The following is a 16,960-nucleotide window of genomic DNA, read 5'->3' on the forward strand; positions in this document are numbered from 1 at the left end:
CCTTTGTGGCACTACTTCCGGGGCTTGACCTCTTGACCGCTCTGGATAATATCTACGGGGAAGATGAACTCCCCGAGGTAGAGTCCTTCGCCAACATTACCGGCTTCGTGGATGCGGTCGGCGGCAGCTCGGTCGATGTCCAGCTCGAATTACTGGTCAGAGGCTAGGCTATTTCCTGAGAAATAAATCTGAGCGGTAATTACGCCGCTTAAAATGGAGGTAAATAGCATGGCCATTGAAACAGAGAAATATGCGGCCGTAGTGCAGACGTTAACGGCGCTTGGTATTGGAGCCCTGTTATTTAAGGGTGGAACCGCCAAGGCTTCGACAACGGGTGAATATCCTCCGGAAGTAATCCAGATCCTTCAAGCCCTGGCCACCGGGATGGGGACCACGATCGAACAGCTTAACGACGTTCTAACTGCCATACGGGGGATCCCCGGAGGGGAAGCGTCCCGTTACTGGCCGGAAAATGCCGATTACGAGACAACTGTTCGAGTCCAGTGTATACAGGCAAATGTGGCCTACCAAGTCCCCAGCCTGGTCGTTCCTGATGGTTTCGAGGTTCTTGTTAAAGCCTATCCAACTAATGGTCCGTTAGCTCTTATTTTTGTTATTACTAATCCGGCCCCGAACCAAAGTATGGCGTATCCCCTTTTACGAAACGAAACCCGTACCATGAAGATAAAGGACACCGGCAAGATATACCTGTTTACTGATACGGCAGGCTCTCAGGCTACCGTTACCGTAGAGCAAAGGAGCGGTGGCTAATGGCTGGAGGATCGGGAAGTCCCGTAATCATAGATGAGCTTGCCCAACTGGCGATAGTCAGTCAGGTCATCAGTGCTACTCAGTTCGTGGCTAACGGTTTGGCTGGATTCGATAACGGGTCATTTGTCGGATATTCCGTATGGGTCCTTTCAAAAGTCGATGGAACCACTACGGCTCCTAAAGGGGAAACACCTAAAGCGATCACCGTATTTGTCGGATCTGGCGGCTCAGGTCTTATAGGCGCTGTAACTCACGCGGCTTTCACTGTACCGCTTTCAGTCGGGGATTCGGTATTGATCCTGCATCCGGCTGTAGCTAACGCAGTAGATTTAACTACTCTCGTAACCGGATCGTTCGATACTTTTCCCCTCTGTTTACGCGGGACCGTGACGGCGGTACCGGGAGCCAACCAGTTCACTATCCCTACGCTGGCGGGGCTGGGAGCCGGGAAGTTCATTGATCTCTCCGGAGTGAGCCCTTATTATGCTTTTGTATTCAGGGACGCAGCGGGTGGCGGAGCAGCTCCGCAAAATGAGTCACGCCCTATCACTAATTATGCTACCTTAACAGGTAATTTTTCAGCCAACGCCTTCACGGTGCCAGTGGGCATTGGTGACGAGATTCTGATTATTCACCCATTCCTGGCCAGAATCATGAACCTTTATGGACAGCCTCCGGTAACCGGAAGTCTAGTAGCGAACTGGCAGGCGGCTGAACAGAATATAGTCAGTATAGGAACCGCGAATACCAAAAATAAAGTTCAAACTCTTTTTATCAATATGTCCACTATCGCAGGGACATTAACGATCCGAATGTACCACCCAATAGCAGGGGTAGAACGTCAGGTATACAGCCAAACCTTCACTGTGGCAGCAGACGGACCAGGGCGGTGGACAATCAATGGTACCGTTGGGATTTTCGACGTACTGAGAGTCACAGCCCAGAGTAATAATGCCGCTGACAACGGTGCTGCTATTGCCTATTCCTACATGTTGGAGTCAATGTAATGAGCCTTGAGACAAAAGGCGGCGGAGTCACCACATTATCGGCGCTTACCATCGATGCTGATAAAGACTGGGTACTCAAGGGTATTAGTAATTTGAAAGAGGTTGTAGCCGGGATGGTTACCGGCGATCTGATTCAATTTGATGGAGTTGGAATCAATATACTATCGCCTGGTCCAATAGGAACCATTTTGACCACTAATGGGATCGGAGCACTTTCTACATGGAGCCACCCATGAGCGTAGAAACAAAAGGCGGAGGAGTAACAACCCTATCGGCACTCACGATCGATGCCGATAAAGACTGGGCAGCGAAAGGGATCACTAATCTCAAGGAACTCGCCGCAGGCATGGCAATCGGTGATTTACTGGTAAGAAATCTTACCAAGCTGGAAAGATTACAGCCGGGCCCGATCGGTTATGGTTTCACCTCAGCAGGCCCGCTCCATATTCCCTCATGGCAACCATTCCCGGTGGCGGGTGTCTACTATTACCCGGCACCTATTATGTCCAGCCACACCGAAGCTATCAAGGCAGTAGCCCAGTCAGTCACAAAAAATGCGGCACTGGCTTCCATTCTCAAAAAGGCTTATTCCGACGATCCGGCCGATCTTATCAGGCGTTTTGATGCCACATTAGCATCTGCTCATGCAGAGAATGTAATCGCCGCGGTAGACGAAAGTATTACAAAAAACGCCAGGATAAAATCTGGCTTATCTATTTTATGTGATGGGTTTGTCGAAGAAACAGCCGCCGCGGCGCAGACCGACCATACTGCCGAGGCCAGGAGCGGAGCGGCTAATGACCTTAATCTGTGTCCGATGTCGGATACGGTTCTGGACAAGATCTATATAGGTTCAAACTATAAGTTCTGGCAGGCACAGATACAGGTGGGAACGGGCGGCGCTGGTAACTGGACTAACGTAACATATTACTGGAATGGAGCATGGGCGGCGGTTGTAGATGAAAACGATGGGTCAAATTCTTTCCAGCATGGGGCCGGACTTAAGTTCATCAGCCATACTCCACAAGGAGACTGGGCTCTAAGTAATATTATGGGAATGAATCTGTACTGGTTGATGATTCGTACTGACAACTGGATAAATAGAGTAACCAAGCCGCTCGGCTCTCAGATCTGGGTGGCAATAGCATAGGAGGAATAAATGCCAAATGCTGAACTAAATACAAAACCAACGTTAAAAACAATCAATCCTGAATATATACCTCATGTCCTAGAAGAAGGAGAGCTTGGTTGTTCAATTGAGTGGGCGGTAACAGATCCTAAGACAAAAAGGGTGAGTCAGCATGTAGTCAAAAGGTCAGAAAGTTACGTACGGCAATTTTTAGACCTTCTTTACGCCCAGATGCGTATATCTCAGCAAAGTGATAAACAGAGTATTCGTGACACCGGGAATACACTCCGAGATGTTTTTACACTTACCGATAGCAGTGGGGGGATTACGTTCGATGTCCTGGCTGGAGCTGGAGTCGTCACTTTTGGGATCGTTGTAGGAACCGGAGTAGTCGCTCCAACAATAAATGACTATGCTCTCGGGACTCCGATTGCGCATGGAGTGGGGGCTGGTCAATTACAGTACAGTGCTATAACATTTGGCGCTCCTTCAAGCGACGCTACGACCTCTCAACTGACAATTACCAGGAATTTTGCTAATGGGAGTGGCGGAGATATTACAATTACTGAGGTTGGCCTCTATTGCCGAGCCAACGATGGAGTAGCTGCGAGATATTTTTGTATCATCCGAGATGTCATCGGCGCTGGCATACTTGTCCCCAACGGCAGCACGCTTACTATCAACTATCGTCCCCAGGCGACCATATAGGAGGAGAGCCAAAATGGCTAAAATTGTAACGACTGTCAAGATTACCAGATTCGACAACAGGCATCGACCTGTTGATAGTAGAGAACAGCATTCGCGGAGTTGGTTGAGACATTTTTTTGATATCTGGTATCCGATTCTTGGTTATAACGTAAACTCGCTGGCGGGCATAACTGACTATGCTGGCGTTGCCAGAAATCTAGGTCAGCCCATCGATTCTCCAGCGAATTTAATTGTTATTGCATCTCCAGGCGGTGGAGGAAATCTAGTTCCGGCAGGTGAGGACGCTGGCAGAAGAAGATACGACTATAACCAGTATTCAACCGGACAGATAATAGGTATCGTTGTAGGTTCAAACAATACAGCCGTTACTCCGACCGATAATGCGTTGAATACCCGGATATTACACGGGGAAGGCGCAGGGACTCTACTTTATGGAGGCTGTGAGCTATATGGACTCACTTTTGCAAACCCTAACGGTTCGTTCAAAATACGCCGTTACTTTACTAACAAATCAGGCGGTAATGTGACAATCCGTGAAGTTGGGATATATTCTCCTGCTTTTATATCTACACAAGAGGTTCGCAGTTTTTGTATTTGCCGTGACGTGGTCAGTCCGGATGTGGTCGTAGCCGACACTGAGATTCTTGAAGTCGAGTACACAGTAGCGATCACGGTTTAAGAAATTATAAGTGGGGAGCCCTTTAATGAACGATACGCAGAAAAAAGAGATGGGTTCTTTTATCGGGGGTGGAGGAGTAGGTTTCCTCGTCGGTTACTTCTGGCCCCGTAAAAAGGCCGGGGGTGGGAGCGGAATAGAATTATCCAATTTAGTGATAGACCCGCCCAATGCCCCTTATAGTGAAGCTGCCACTAATGTTACCATCAGCGTAGACGCCGTTAATAACGGGCCGGCAATTGATGTCGATATCGTGGCTCAGTTCATCCAGGTTGATCCGGATTTCGATAACCTATTCGGTAATGTATTCATGCCAACGGCTGAACATTTCGAGGCTGGGGAGTCTCGGACTATTACCTGGAATCGCCAGTTACAGAATGCTTTTGATTGCAGAATTATTATATATGTTAACCCGATAGAGGGAGTTTTTAGAAGTATTCACCCGTCTTAATACAAAACTTGAGCAAAGGAGACTTCGAAAATGTCAGCCTGGCAAATCTTCTTAGTTTTCGGGGTAGCAATCGCTACTATCGTTGGGGCCATTGTTGGATTCTACTGGAAAATAGTTGATAAGGTGGATGAGAAGCTAAAAGACTCGGATAAAGCCGCCCAGGAAAGAGAGAAGGAAAGAGCCAAACTTGAAGCTGAAGCGAGAAAAGACGTCTCTGATAAATTAAAAGAGGCCGAAAGATTGGCTCAGGAGAGGGATAGAACGGCTTCTCAGGAAAGAACCGAACTGGCGAGAAAGCTAGAGGGCTATATAGCCCAACTAGCTGCCATAGCGTCGAGCCTAGAAAACTATAAGGATGTTAAAGAGTTTTGTTTTAACCGGTTTACTGAGATAGAATCTGATATCGTTTCTTTGAAAAAAGAACAGGACGCCATTAATGGACGGCTGAACGGCCATATTGGTGGGGTGAATAGACACAGCGGCAAATAGAAGGATTAAGTAATGGATAATACCGAAAAGGTCGTCGTCGGTATACTCGGTCTAGGCTTAGCTATCGGGGCTATTGCTGTGGCCTCCCGGCCGGCTAAAGCAGCTCCCGGTACCGGCACCCTTTCCGGAGCGGTCGGAGACGAGTCAGGAGATCCGGTCTCCGGAGTGAATGTGACCCTGGGTGAGATGACTACCCTTACGGATCCGGACGGATTCTTTTACTTTTCAGATATTACTACGGGCAGCTATCCCATGAGTTTTATCAAAGAAGGCTATGAGGCGGTGTATCTATGACCGTAAACATAATAAAAGGGGCTAACACTTTAAATGTTTCCATGACGCCCATTGCTGGAGTCACCCACCGCCTTAATGTTTCCGTTCAGGGACAGGGTACGACTAACCCGGCTCCGGGCGGCTATGATATTCCGGACGGGCAGACGGTTAACTTATCTGCAACTCCGGCAGCCGGCTGGACCTTCCGTACCTGGACCTGGCCGGGGAACGATCCCGATTATTCCGGGTGGCCGGATAATCCGATATCCTGGCCGATGACCGAGCCCCTTACGCTTATAGCTGTTTTCGACCAGACCGGCACGCCGACAGGACCGGTCGCTAATTTTAATGCCAATCCGATGTCCGGGCAGGCACCGCTTACGGTGGCTTTTACCGACACGTCGACCGGGAATATTACCGGCTATCTATGGAACTTCGGAGACGGGAGTACTTCTACTACCCGAAATCCGAGTAACGTATTTAACACTGCAGCACAATATTCGGTCAGTTTAACAGTAACCGGACCGGACGGATCCAATACCACCACTAAGGTTATAAACGCAACTTCGGAACCTATTCCTCCAACCGGAATGTTAGTCCCGGCCTATCTGGGAACTAGCATTCCCAGTGGTTTACCTATGAGCCGCATTACCGAGGGTATCTGGGAATATCTCCAACCGAGGACCCCATCTGATATGACACTGGTGGAAATGAGCTCATCTCTTAGTACCGCTACAGCCTTTATTAACGCCTGTCACAATGCCGGTAAATTAGCTTCATTCTCGGTATTCCTACCCTGGGGTACCAGCGAAGGAGATTTTACTACGGCCATTACCAATGCCTCGCTACGCAGTCAGTTTGCGAACAATATAGCCGCCGTATTCAACTCATATAATTTTGATGCGGTTAACTTGGATCTCGAATGTGATAATAAATCCAACGTAACCAGAGAGATGGTCACCGCCCTGATTAGAGAATTGTACGGGCTTGTCACCCCCATGGGCAAGACTATTTCTGCTACCGAGAATGGCAGCCCACAGAAAGTAACCATGAACACCGAAGCAGCCGACTACCTGGAATGGATCGGCCTCATGGATTACGATGTAGCTCAACCTACCTGGTACGGGACGCTTAACGATGTGGTCACGGACCTGGCCCTCTGGGCTTCAGCCGGCTTCCCCAGGAATAAGATGGTTACGGGTATCAACTTAGCTGCCCGGGATTCGAGCGGCAGTTGGTATAGACCGGGCTACGCCGGTATCATAAGTAACTACAATCCTCCTCCTAGTGCTAACTCTGCCGGGCCCTATTATTACGGGGGATATGATCTGACCGTACAGAAGGCCCAGTATGTGAAAAATAACGATTTCGGTGGAGTGTTCTGCTATTACACTCAGACGGACGCGTTTAGTGATTATCGTTCCCTGCTGCTGGCCCTGCAGACAGGGTTCTCGTAAATTGGAGGGAGATATGGCATTCGCTAAGATATCAGGGAAAGTCTCCGATCAGTTCAACAACCCGCTGAAGGGCGTTAGTGTTAACTGTGGCTGGGGGTTAGCGAAAACGGATGAAAACGGCAAATACGGTATTTCCGGGCTTTGTTCGGGAAGACATACAGCTACGTTTACAAAAAAGGATTATGGGAGGATTCAAATGGCAGTAACAATTAACCCGGGTGCAAATATACTCAATGTAACCATGGTCTTCGAACTCGGAACTCTAAGTGGCAAAGTGACGGATTCGGTAAGCAATGCCGGCCTTCCTGGCGTAGCAATAGCTATGACGGGACAGGGCGGGAACGCAAATACGATTACTGATAGCACCGGTAACTTTGGCATTACGGGAATAACGCCGGGATCCTACTCATTCACTTTCACCAAAACCGGCTATGTAACCGTAACCCGGTAAACCCGTTATTTCCTGAGAAATAGACCGTTGCTGAAGGAAGGTGCCTTATGGACAAAAATAAAAAGACAGCCCTCATTGTGGCAGCCGGCGTTGGAGTTGCGATAGCCGCCGTAGCTCTGGCCAGCCGCAAAACCGAAGCGGGGGGGGAAGTAGATCAAGCAGCACTGGGTGGTTATGTAATAGATTCAGCTACTACAATGGGGATCAGCGGAGCGGTAGTTTCCATAGGGGGAAAATCGGGAGCGACCGGGGCCTCCGGTTATTTTAATATCACAGGGCTTACCCCTGGTGATAAGAATATCAGTGTTTCAGCCAATGGGTATGAGTCTTTTATGGGCACGGTTACATTGGTAAAAGGACTAAATACTTTAACCATACCTTTAACTCCGGGAGGGACTGGGCCCGGGACTGCAACCCTCATAGGTGTAATCACGGATGCCGATACAGGTACCCCTATAGTTGGCGCAACAATCAACGTGAGAGATCTCAGTGGTAATCTGTTAGCTGCGGCGGCTTCTCAAATGTATGGGAATTATGAACGTCCGGATCTTCCCGTCACAACGGTAACATGGGAAGTAGTAAAAGCAGGTTATGAAACAAAGAGTGGGACCAAGACCCTGTTAGATGGAGATAATACTCTTAATGTCCAGTTAACAGTTATTCAAACCGGGGAGCTGGCAACCGTAGCTGGCTGGGTTGCCTATTACGGGCAGATTGAACCGGGTGGGGGTTACTGGCTGCTGGCGGTAAGAGATGCCACGGTAACCATCAGCGGCCACACGGTTAATACAGGGCCAAACAGTGAGGTTTTCCGCTTCGGGAGTATCACCTTTACCCCTGGCCTTAATCCGGTCCATGTTACCGCACCGGGTTTTCAGGATTATGACGGACAGGTAAATTTGTTACCCGGGTACAATGACAACGTTGGCATCATAATGCAGCCGGCGTAGGAGAAAACGATGCCTGATAGAAGTTACGGTTGGTTAAAGGATAAATACGACCCCAAGGCGATATATCACCGCCCAAAAGCTATAAGGCTTCTGCCATACGTAAACTTCTTGTCCTGGTGCCCCCCTGTAAGAGACCAGGGCTCGATCGGTTGTTACGACGAGTGCACAGAAGTATTAACAATGGATGGATGGAAGCCTTTTTCAAAAGCATCTTTAGAAGATAAATTAGCAACCTTGAGCCCTTCTGGCTTTCTGGAATATCAGCTACCAACCCACAAGTTTGAATCTTCCTATTCAGGGCCAATGGTTACAGTTGAAAAACCTGGCTTCAATTTCTGTGTTACTCCAAATCACAATATGCTCGTCAAACCGTGGAATGAAAGTCTAAGGAAAATAGATAATCAAACAATTCTCATCAGAGCAGATAAGCTCGGCTGGTTCTCGGCAGTACCAAGAACTGCATTGTGGAAAGGAGACGAACCCGAATACTTCATTCTCCCGAGAAAAGAGAATTCAGTGCATCCGATTGAACAATTGAGAATACCCATAAATGATTGGCTCTGGTTTCTAGGAATATATATAGCTGAAGGCTGCGTAAACCATTGTACTGATAATGGGAATTACAATATAGAGATAGCAGCCTCTAATCCTATAAAAAGAGAGAAAATAAAGATACATTTACTAAAATTACCTTGGCGTTTTACCGAACTAGAAGATAGGTTTGTGTTTCACAATCTAAGATTGTGGAAAGAACTAGAGCCACTTGGACAAGCCTTGGTCAAATACGTACCTCAATATGTAAAAGACGCAAGTTCCCCAAGTATTAAAGTCTTTTTAGACGGTTTTTCTACGGGAGATGGATCTATTGACGGGAAAAGACTCTATACCTCTAGCAAAAAATTGGCAGACGATCTTCAGGAGCTAGTATTAAAAACAGGGAAAGTAACTAATATCCGAATCGATAAAGAAGCAGGGCGTAAAAGTACTATCCATGGGAGAGATATTATTAGTACTTCGGATAGCTACCTTTTAATTATAAAAGAAAGAAACCAGTCTGACATTGAACGTAAAAAGAACGTCAGAATAGAAGATTATTCAGGCGATGTCTACTGCTTCGAGGTACCGAATCATACGTTGTACGTTAGAAGAAACGGCTGTCCGATGTGGTGCGGTAATTCTTGTACCGGGCATGGCATTGGTGGCGAAGCCTACACCGTCGCTAAATCCAACGGGTTTGAGGTCGAAATTTATTCGCCTACCTGGTTGTATAATGGAGCCCGGTTTTTGGAAGGGACATTAGCTCATGATTGTGGAGCGGTACCGGAAGATGTATTCAAGTGGGCGACCCTGAACGGTCTTCTTTACGAACCGTACTGGCCGTATAACCCCAATACTCTGGATAAGTCGGCCCCCAGCTCCCTCCGGATGAGCCAGGCTATCAAATACCCCGACTTCGAAGCGGTCCGTGTCGACAATGGACTTAACGGGATTATGTCGGCCTTATCTGAGGGTCACTGCGTGGCGATCGGCGCTCCATGGCCGTATCTCTGGCAATCCGGATCTGACGAAATTCTACCCACCCCGGGGCCCGGCTCCCTGGTAGCTGGCGGGCACGAAGTTTTTATCTACGGATATGACCAGACCAAGGCCTATTTTGACATACAGAATTCATGGGGAAAAGACTGGTCGACCGGTGGCCGGGCGAAAGTCCCCTTTGAATGGATAGAATGGTCCAAGCAGAACGGGGGGTACGATGCTCACTACATAGTCATGTTTGACCCGGGTCCGCATCCGGTACCGCCCCCGGTTAAGAAACGCTTTCTTTGCTTCTCGTGGTAATATAGGAAAATTCTTATATCAGGAGGGTTAAACAATGAGCTGGGGATTTTTAAAGACAAAGTGGTTCTGGTTAAACCTCATCGCTATCATCATTCTGGTAATCCAGTATTTCGTCTCCAACGAAATGTTCCCGCAGTACGTGGCATGGGAAGGGCTAGTGTTAGTCGTTCTTAACGCCATTGCCGGCATGATTCAGTCAGGGCAAAACACAGCCCTAAAGAAACAGAATGCCAAATTACTGGCCATGACTAAGAAATAGGACTCCTCCGTGGAAAATAGCGGGCACTTCTATCTCTGCGAACAGCTAAGAACTGAGGGTAGAGATACAGTGCCCGTCTTTTATGAGATTCAAACTACAGATCTGGGGACGGTTATCCAGAACGCCCAGCGGATCTCATCGGAAAGAGGTCACCGGTTCTGGGTTGAATGGCTCAGGGAATCGAAGCCCGATGCTTATTAAGATTTTAGTGATAGCGCTACTGGTCCTGTTTTTCATCGGGCTCCCGCTGACGTGGTGGCTTGCCGGCAGAAAAAGAAAGCACTAGGCTTACGATACCATAAATAAGCACCGAAAGAATTAAACCGATTTCCCCAGAAAGGACATATTTATTCGGCTCGCTAGCCCAGGAGCCCGCCGGCCACAGGCAAATAAAACATGTAAGCACTCCCAGCGACATAGCTATCAGTAAAAATAGAGTGAACTTATGTATTAATTCCCTATTTTCATTCAAGTCAGAAGACCCCCTCAATACTTTTTATTTGGCCTTCGTTTGATCTCAATGTATTTTTTGATGAAATCTCGAGAGCCGAGGATAACAAATGAAGTAGATATCGCGATAACCAGTACCAGAATTACCCAGGCTAATATGAATTTCGTCACGTTTACCTCCTAAATTTCCTCCAAATCTCCCGGAGCAAGTGTGAATATTTTAGGCAGTTCAAAATCTTCAATTTCCCCTTTCTGGCCAAGCCAAAGAGTGCCGTATTCGCCAGATTTTCTACCTACAAGTGTTATTTCAGTACCCGGTTCTAACCACTCTCCGAGATATATGGGTTTTTCAATTTTGACTTTATCGCCTAATTTCAGCATTCTAGTATCCCTCCAATGGGTCTCGTACTCGACCCTCTGAGATATAGTCTTCTTTGTAAAAATTACCATCTGCGTCTAACATAACTACACCACTGGTAACCTGGTAAACCATATCAGTTTCGAGTTCGTGTTCCGTTCCTTCCCAGGTTACAAGGACTTGGCTTTTCCCAGGGTATTTTTTCAGTTCATCGATAAGTTGATCTATATTCATTTAGCCCTCCGTTATTTTAAAAAGCTCAGCTTCCAGTTCAAGCAACCTTTTTGCTCTCATAGGATCAGCGGACATGAATTCGTCATCGCCGGTACAGAACTGGACACACTCGACCAGGTACTCAGCGTCCTGGGGGGAAATACTTCTAAGCATGCTTACCTCCGATATAATATTTTTCTTATATTGCTACTTAATCATCATCTTCGTATGGTGTCATATCTGGTAATTTTTTATCAGCAAAATCAAACGCATTTCTTACAAATGCTTCTACTTCGACATAATCAAGGAGCCATCCGACTGTTTTAGCTAACTCAACAAGAGTAGACAGAAATTCGTCTGTCATCCGTGGTTTTAAAAGTGCTTCCCGCTCTTCATTTGTCAATTTGGGAGCTCCTCAACCACCTGTAGCCGCCAGGACTCCTTCCAAACGAATTCCCCCTCTGGAAAGCGTCTTAGCTTCAATACTTCCTCGGGGGCCTCTTTAGTTTTTTCTTCGACCGTAGCCTCGAATATGTCGTCGCCGTCGACGTGGATCTCCTTCAGGAGATATCGGTGACCGATCTGCAGCTCTTTAACTTCTGGCATCATTATCAAACTCCTTATATGGTATTTTAGAAAACCAATTCTGCCGGCACCAATATCGGGTAAATCTGGACATTTCCTTTTCGGTCCAATTACCCATGCAATTTGTATCAAACTGGTCTTTTTTAAGTGCGTTAAGCGGCTGATATCTCATCATAAAAGGCCTAATACCCTTCTCTTTGATCTTATCCGCTCGGTATAAAGCGTCTTCAGATGTGTCATTGTAACCAAATAAGGCATAACAGTGAACCCGTCTTTTTGGGAAACCGGCTGCCAATATGCGGGCTATCGCGTCCATGATGACCGATTCATTACTGGTATCATCCCAGGCAAAGCGCAAGATCGGCAGTCTCAGTTCCTGCAACCGTTCAATGTGATGAGCATTGAGAAGTCGTGCATCTAACCCCTGGTTAAAGTCCACGCCTTTGAATACTTTCAGTCTATCGATCACGGTATCGAAGTGCTTTTGGCTGGAAGCTAGCAGATTGTTGTCACAGACTATCGGCGCGGGGATCCAATCGTTTAGTTCACGGAAATCGCCTTCAATTTTGGGTACAGCACAAAACGTACATCTTCTAATACAGCCACGGGTCGTAAAGGTCGCGTCCGGATTGTGTCTTGAAAGTGGGAGCGGGTACATATTCCCGCCTACTTCGGCAACGTCCGCTAGATAATGGGGCATTAGTTCAACAGCAGGGCCACCGGCTAGGACCCTAAAGCCGGCCTGTGTGTTCCACTGACATAGCTTGTGAGCAAGCGGTAGATGCCATGTGAAGGCAACCGAGACGTATACATTGTCTTCTTCCCGCCAATGGATAATTGATTTATTCCAGGACATTATCTTTTAACCTCCATCCAATACGTTTTTAGGTTTCCAGGAATCGTGGCGCCCGAATCTCCTTTCCCTCCTCTCCTTCCTGGAATCGTCGACAATAAGCGGCTCCGGATACGCTGGAGCATTAAAAGTGGAGACTGAATGTCTTCTTGTTATGCTCGCTACACTAGTAGTTGCAGTATCCTCTCCGATAATAACAATGACATTTGAAGTTGCCGCTGTACTATTTTCCTGCATTAAATTCCTTCCCCCAAGTGTTTTTCAGCTTCTTTCCGCTCTTCGTTTTCAATCCGTTTCTGCTCGGCAATGGCAGCCAGTCGCTCAGTTTCCTCGTCAAATTCGGTAAGAACTAAAAAATTACGATCACCCCAGTTAATGTTGACTGCTAAAGGTTTAAGATACTCATACCAATAGTTCTGTTTGATCTGGTCATAATGAGCTCTGTTCAACATGCGAGTGCCGAGTCCCCAGCGGTGTTTGTCGACCACTGCGACTTTACAATCGGATGGTTTACCCTCGTCAAAAGTACCTATATTATCATCCCAGTATTCAACGCGGCCTAGCTCAGCATTATCAAGGACAACTTTTAGCCTTCCCCATCCTTGGTCTGGATTCTTCATATTTAGAGAAGCCGTTCCCCTGATATGACAATCCTCCTCAACCCATTCGCCCCGGCCATCGCTCGCGTCGTAAGTGATAACAACCCTCTTACCGTGCCAGTTCCGTGCCCATTCCCTTGATTCTTCCATGGAAAGCTGTATTCTTTGGTACCTGCTTAATCCCTCCCGGCCGCCTTTAGCTGCCGATTCCACCGCTTTAGCGTCCATCTTATAGGCACAGGGAAGGCACACCTTAGCTTTCACGGTTATTTCCCGTTCAAGAGTTCGAAAGGTTTCCTGATGGCACAGCCCGCACTCGACGCCGACTATATCTTCTGGCATTATCAACTTACCTCCGCTGCCTCCGCTGCTCTAAAATAGAGCTGCCTGTTTAACATCTGCCTTTTCCTTATTCTTAGACTGTTTTTCTACTTTCTTCCCTCTCATAGCCATACCCGCGCCCGAAGTCTCCAGTAAGGCTTTCTTCAGGCCGTTGTAAGTGCCAAAGCCTCCATCCTCCAGGATACGGCACATTGCGTCTATGACAAGGACCCCTTCAGGCGTGGTCATTTCAACTATGGCTGGGACATTCTCCATACAAAGGGTTGCCGGTCGCATCTCCACGACAAGCCGTACCCAATCAAAGACCAGGCTATTTCTCGGGTCCATACAAGTCTTTTTCGAATTGGCTCTGGAAAAGCCCTGGCACGGAGGAGATCCGAAAACACAGGAAAGTTCCTCTATTTTCATGCCTATGTGGTCTAAAATGAATTGGCCGGTCACCTTTCTAACATCGCCCAAGAAAACAGCCTTAACCGGTGGTTTTTTCGGGTCAAAGTGATGATGCCAGGATCCCCACCGGCCATGTTCGAGATCGTCAACTTCTCTCCCGAAATGCTCCCTGGCTTTTGGATCCTTCTCTCCCTTCAGGAGTTTCTTCTTTGCATTTAGCGAGCGTTTAATATGGTCGGTCCACCGCTCCTTATCTTCCGGGGATATGAATACGACTTCGGTATCCGGACCTCCAAGATTCGCTAAGTAAGTGTGGATGCAGTCCACCGCATTATCTAAGCCAGCCAGTACATTAAAACCAGCCTGTATAAAACCGAGACTAAAACCCCCGCAACCACAAAATATGTCTACCCCAGTGGGGAGAATATCCTTTGGTTTTTCCTCGACCGCATGGCCGGGAACAAGAAGGCCGGATGCCGTCTCCACGTAGTCACTCCATGGATCTACTTCTCGGGAGCGGAAAGTACCGGGCCCTATTCCCCTTTCAACCATATGTCTTAAATCAGTTTCGAAGTCCAATTCTTGGGTCATTTCAGTTCCTTAACAATCCAGAAACACATGATCTTCCAGATTTTGTATTTTCTTTCAGGCTTCGTACTGACAAATTTTCTATTAGCAATGAGATAACTTCCAATCTGTATTATCACTTTTGATCCTCCGCTTCCCTTAAAAATAAACACGGCTTCGGGATACAGCAGATCTCGCCCTGGTATCCGGCCGTCGCCCAATACTTCTGGGTATGGCAGAAAGCCGAGCCGGTGAGCTGGCAGCCGACGAACTTCTTATCGGACGGCAGGAAGAGATCTGGTTCCTGGGCGGACGGCTTGGTTGCCGGGGTCGCCGGGGAGCGGGCCGGGGACCGATCGCCTGTCATCGCCGGGCGGGCCGGGCATGACGCCCGGTGCTCTCTTTCCCGCTCGACCGACTCCCGGTATGGTCCGGAGTAGTAAGTCGGGCACCAAGGGCATTTCCAGCTATAATCATAGGCCATGAGAAACCTCCGGCAGCTCAGAGTTATTAGCCAACTCAAGAAGTACATCCGCGTGGCAAGGTTGAGGATGACACCAACAAACTAGGTCTTTACCTCTTAACTCTGAAAGGTCATATACTTTAGGATTATCTTTAATGCAATGCCTAATCCATTTTCGGTAAGTTTCAATGACTTGTTCTCTAGTGCCATGTACTCCGATTTTGTATGGATTGCCCCACTTACTCGGTCTGCCAACATAAACAGCACCTTCAGGTGTCCCACTTTTATTTTTATTAATAACCTTTGGCATTATTCTTTCTCCCATACCCTCCGTTTGTATCATTCAGCCTCGTTTATATTCCAAAGTTGCCATGCAATGTAACCCAAAATACCAAACAATATAGCTATTGGGAACAAAAGTACCCAAGTCCAATAGTTATACACTATGCAATAAATACCTCCATATAGAGGGATGGCGCCACCGATCCAAATATCAACGGCAAATACCTTACACAGAATGGATATAATCTTGTCGTTATCCATATCATTCAGCCTCGTTTCAAAGAGAAGTAGGAAAACATGGTACCAAAACCGACCGCACTGAATAGACTGGCGATCCAGGAGAGATCTGGTCTCTTCGATAAAGACATCAGTAGTCCTAGACACGAGCCTATTGCAACCCATAAAACAAATACCCAAATGAAAAGCATAATATTTTTCACTACTATCCTCCCCTTGGAGTTGTTATCCGGAGCCCTTCTTTCTTAAACTGCTCGACCCCCGGTATCTCGAGAGTCCCCTTGTTTTTCACAACATCTTTACGGATCTTCACGACATCGGCAGAGTGTATCTTGTATTTTTCCGGGAGTAGATCGAAGTTAACAATCTTAAAATCCCAGTTCTCCGTCTCGCTCGCGGTACCGGTAGCAGTCCTGACGGTCTTCTGAGGAGCTGCCGGTACCGTATTTATAACGATTGGGGTTAAGACCTCTCCGTTATTGGCCGCAGCCTCTTTACGGGCATTCTCTATGACGATCCGGTTGGCTTCCTGCAGGATGGCAGTCTGGCGTTTGACTTCGGCCCTGTAAGCGCTTACCTTTTCTCTCAGTGTTTTATCGATCTCCTGAAGGGGCTTAATCACATCATTGAAAGCCCCGGCCACTAACTCGAGGTTCGTCTTGGTCGGGGCAGTCCACTCTTTTTGGGCAGCGGCCAGTTTCTTTAAGAGTGTAGCCACAGATCCCAGGTCTTCGGTCGCTGACTTCTCATCTTTGGGATTATCGATTACCCGGACCTTGCCCCACTCGAGGAGACGTAGCGCTTCCTTTTTCATTTCCTGGAATACATCATCCGCTTCCGGATTAACCTTTATAATTGCGGTACCAGGGACCGGAGCGATCGGGGAGGGCACGATTATCGTCCCTTCAGGAAGTTTTCCATCGATACCCTTAGTCTCGGAACGCTCAAAAGAAATCGGGACCGTTTCCAAGGGAATGGGTTCGTGATGAGTTTTTTCCACGCCTGCGCCGGCAACCCCGGCAGCGCCGCATTGTGGACAGATAAGCCCCTGATATTGGACAATAGACATTTTATCGCTGCCGTTTTCTTTTTCGTCATAATAGTCCCAAGTTTTAGGGCATTTAGTACAATGACAAGGTAAAGATGACATGTTTTATTTAA

General features: G+C 47.6%; 27 protein-coding genes. 14 read left to right on the forward strand and 13 right to left on the reverse strand.

Translation table 11 applies throughout. From position 1 onward, the window contains the following. The first annotated feature begins 228 nt into the window (after positions 1 to 228). Genes PHI12_07340 through PHI12_07405 form a run of 14 tightly spaced genes read left to right on the forward strand, consistent with a single transcriptional unit; the run spans position 229 to position 10,460 of the window. A complete protein-coding gene (locus tag PHI12_07340) occupies positions 229 to 771 on the forward strand; it encodes a hypothetical protein (protein ID MDD5510604.1) in 543 nt (180 codons plus the stop codon). Next, a complete protein-coding gene (locus tag PHI12_07345) occupies positions 771 to 1,778 on the forward strand; it encodes a hypothetical protein (GenBank protein MDD5510605.1) in 1,008 nt (335 codons plus the stop codon). The genes PHI12_07340 and PHI12_07345 overlap by 1 nt, the downstream gene beginning before the upstream one ends. Further along, entirely contained in the window at positions 1,778 to 2,014 is a 237-nt protein-coding gene (locus PHI12_07350) for a hypothetical protein (GenBank protein ID MDD5510606.1), read from the forward strand. The genes PHI12_07345 and PHI12_07350 overlap by 1 nt, the downstream gene beginning before the upstream one ends. Beyond that, positions 2,011 to 2,928, forward strand: coding sequence for a hypothetical protein (locus PHI12_07355; GenBank protein ID MDD5510607.1), 918 nt, complete (start codon positions 2,011 to 2,013; stop codon positions 2,926 to 2,928). Before PHI12_07350 ends, PHI12_07355 begins: the two co-directional genes overlap by 4 nt. A 9-nt stretch (positions 2,929 to 2,937) precedes the next feature. Further along, the gene (locus tag PHI12_07360; GenBank protein MDD5510608.1) at positions 2,938 to 3,615 is read left to right on the forward strand and encodes a hypothetical protein; all 678 of its coding nucleotides are present in this window, start codon (positions 2,938 to 2,940) and stop codon (positions 3,613 to 3,615) included. Positions 3,616 to 3,628: 13 nt separating this feature from the next. After that, positions 3,629 to 4,294, forward strand: a complete 666-nt coding sequence (locus PHI12_07365; protein MDD5510609.1) for a hypothetical protein — start codon at positions 3,629 to 3,631, stop codon at positions 4,292 to 4,294. Positions 4,295 to 4,319: 25 nt separating this feature from the next. After that, complete coding sequence (locus tag PHI12_07370) at positions 4,320 to 4,742, forward strand: hypothetical protein (GenBank protein MDD5510610.1); 423 nt, start codon at positions 4,320 to 4,322, stop codon at positions 4,740 to 4,742. Positions 4,743 to 4,772: 30 nt separating this feature from the next. Then, the gene (locus PHI12_07375; protein ID MDD5510611.1) at positions 4,773 to 5,231 is read left to right on the forward strand and encodes a hypothetical protein; all 459 of its coding nucleotides are present in this window, start codon (positions 4,773 to 4,775) and stop codon (positions 5,229 to 5,231) included. Between the two features lie 12 nt (positions 5,232 to 5,243). Further along, positions 5,244 to 5,525 carry a carboxypeptidase-like regulatory domain-containing protein gene (locus PHI12_07380; GenBank protein MDD5510612.1) on the forward strand — a complete coding sequence of 94 codons (282 nt, stop codon included), beginning with the start codon at positions 5,244 to 5,246 and terminating at the stop codon, positions 5,523 to 5,525. Continuing rightward, positions 5,522 to 6,961 (forward strand): glycosyl hydrolase family 18 protein, encoded by a 1,440-nt coding sequence (locus tag PHI12_07385; protein MDD5510613.1) that lies wholly within the window; start codon positions 5,522 to 5,524, stop codon positions 6,959 to 6,961. Before PHI12_07380 ends, PHI12_07385 begins: the two co-directional genes overlap by 4 nt. A gap of 13 nt (positions 6,962 to 6,974) precedes the next feature. After that, complete coding sequence (locus PHI12_07390) at positions 6,975 to 7,412, forward strand: carboxypeptidase-like regulatory domain-containing protein (protein MDD5510614.1); 438 nt, start codon at positions 6,975 to 6,977, stop codon at positions 7,410 to 7,412. A gap of 47 nt (positions 7,413 to 7,459) precedes the next feature. Next, positions 7,460 to 8,362, forward strand: a complete 903-nt coding sequence (locus PHI12_07395) for a carboxypeptidase regulatory-like domain-containing protein (GenBank protein ID MDD5510615.1) — start codon at positions 7,460 to 7,462, stop codon at positions 8,360 to 8,362. 9 nt (positions 8,363 to 8,371) lie between these two features. Beyond that, the gene (locus PHI12_07400; protein ID MDD5510616.1) at positions 8,372 to 10,201 is read left to right on the forward strand and encodes an LAGLIDADG family homing endonuclease; all 1,830 of its coding nucleotides are present in this window, start codon (positions 8,372 to 8,374) and stop codon (positions 10,199 to 10,201) included. A 34-nt stretch (positions 10,202 to 10,235) separates the two neighbouring features. Further along, positions 10,236 to 10,460 carry a hypothetical protein gene (locus PHI12_07405; protein MDD5510617.1) on the forward strand — a complete coding sequence of 75 codons (225 nt, stop codon included), beginning with the start codon at positions 10,236 to 10,238 and terminating at the stop codon, positions 10,458 to 10,460. Positions 10,461 to 10,946: 486 nt separating this feature from the next. On the opposite strand, the gene PHI12_07410 is transcribed toward PHI12_07405, so the two are convergent. The 13 genes from PHI12_07410 to PHI12_07470 all read right to left on the reverse strand — a co-directional run bounded on the left by PHI12_07410 (position 10,947) and on the right by PHI12_07470 (position 16,949). Beyond that, positions 10,947 to 11,081 carry a hypothetical protein gene (locus PHI12_07410; protein MDD5510618.1) on the reverse strand — a complete coding sequence of 45 codons (135 nt, stop codon included), beginning with the start codon at positions 11,079 to 11,081 and terminating at the stop codon, positions 10,947 to 10,949. A gap of 9 nt (positions 11,082 to 11,090) precedes the next feature. Continuing rightward, complete coding sequence (locus tag PHI12_07415) at positions 11,091 to 11,291, reverse strand: hypothetical protein (protein ID MDD5510619.1); 201 nt, start codon at positions 11,289 to 11,291, stop codon at positions 11,091 to 11,093. Between the two features lies 1 nt (position 11,292). Beyond that, positions 11,293 to 11,502 (reverse strand): hypothetical protein, encoded by a 210-nt coding sequence (locus PHI12_07420; protein ID MDD5510620.1) that lies wholly within the window; start codon positions 11,500 to 11,502, stop codon positions 11,293 to 11,295. Beyond that, positions 11,503 to 11,655, reverse strand: coding sequence for a hypothetical protein (locus PHI12_07425; GenBank protein MDD5510621.1), 153 nt, complete (start codon positions 11,653 to 11,655; stop codon positions 11,503 to 11,505). It abuts the gene before it with no gap. Between the two features lie 37 nt (positions 11,656 to 11,692). Continuing rightward, on the reverse strand, positions 11,693 to 11,884 hold the full coding sequence (locus PHI12_07430) for a hypothetical protein (protein ID MDD5510622.1): 192 nt from the start codon (positions 11,882 to 11,884) through the stop codon (positions 11,693 to 11,695). After that, the gene (locus PHI12_07435) at positions 11,881 to 12,090 is read right to left on the reverse strand and encodes a hypothetical protein (protein ID MDD5510623.1); all 210 of its coding nucleotides are present in this window, start codon (positions 12,088 to 12,090) and stop codon (positions 11,881 to 11,883) included. The genes PHI12_07430 and PHI12_07435 overlap by 4 nt, the downstream gene beginning before the upstream one ends. Continuing rightward, entirely contained in the window at positions 12,074 to 12,922 is an 849-nt protein-coding gene (locus PHI12_07440) for a hypothetical protein (protein MDD5510624.1), read from the reverse strand. The genes PHI12_07435 and PHI12_07440 overlap by 17 nt, the downstream gene beginning before the upstream one ends. 233 nt (positions 12,923 to 13,155) lie before the next feature. Further along, entirely contained in the window at positions 13,156 to 13,860 is a 705-nt protein-coding gene (locus PHI12_07445) for a hypothetical protein (protein ID MDD5510625.1), read from the reverse strand. Positions 13,861 to 13,890: 30 nt separating this feature from the next. After that, positions 13,891 to 14,829, reverse strand: coding sequence for a DNA cytosine methyltransferase (locus PHI12_07450; protein MDD5510626.1), 939 nt, complete (start codon positions 14,827 to 14,829; stop codon positions 13,891 to 13,893). A 124-nt stretch (positions 14,830 to 14,953) separates the two neighbouring features. After that, positions 14,954 to 15,301, reverse strand: coding sequence for a hypothetical protein (locus tag PHI12_07455; protein ID MDD5510627.1), 348 nt, complete (start codon positions 15,299 to 15,301; stop codon positions 14,954 to 14,956). Continuing rightward, positions 15,291 to 15,590 carry a DUF4326 domain-containing protein gene (locus PHI12_07460; protein ID MDD5510628.1) on the reverse strand — a complete coding sequence of 100 codons (300 nt, stop codon included), beginning with the start codon at positions 15,588 to 15,590 and terminating at the stop codon, positions 15,291 to 15,293. The genes PHI12_07455 and PHI12_07460 overlap by 11 nt, the downstream gene beginning before the upstream one ends. A gap of 29 nt (positions 15,591 to 15,619) precedes the next feature. Then, a complete protein-coding gene (locus tag PHI12_07465) occupies positions 15,620 to 15,823 on the reverse strand; it encodes a hypothetical protein (protein MDD5510629.1) in 204 nt (67 codons plus the stop codon). Positions 15,824 to 16,004: 181 nt separating this feature from the next. Then, positions 16,005 to 16,949 (reverse strand): hypothetical protein, encoded by a 945-nt coding sequence (locus PHI12_07470; protein ID MDD5510630.1) that lies wholly within the window; start codon positions 16,947 to 16,949, stop codon positions 16,005 to 16,007. Between the last annotated feature and the right edge of the window lie 11 nt (positions 16,950 to 16,960).

It is taken from the genome of Dehalococcoidales bacterium (genome assembly GCA_028716225.1).
In the GTDB taxonomy this organism is placed as follows: domain Bacteria; phylum Chloroflexota; class Dehalococcoidia; order Dehalococcoidales; family UBA5760; genus UBA5760.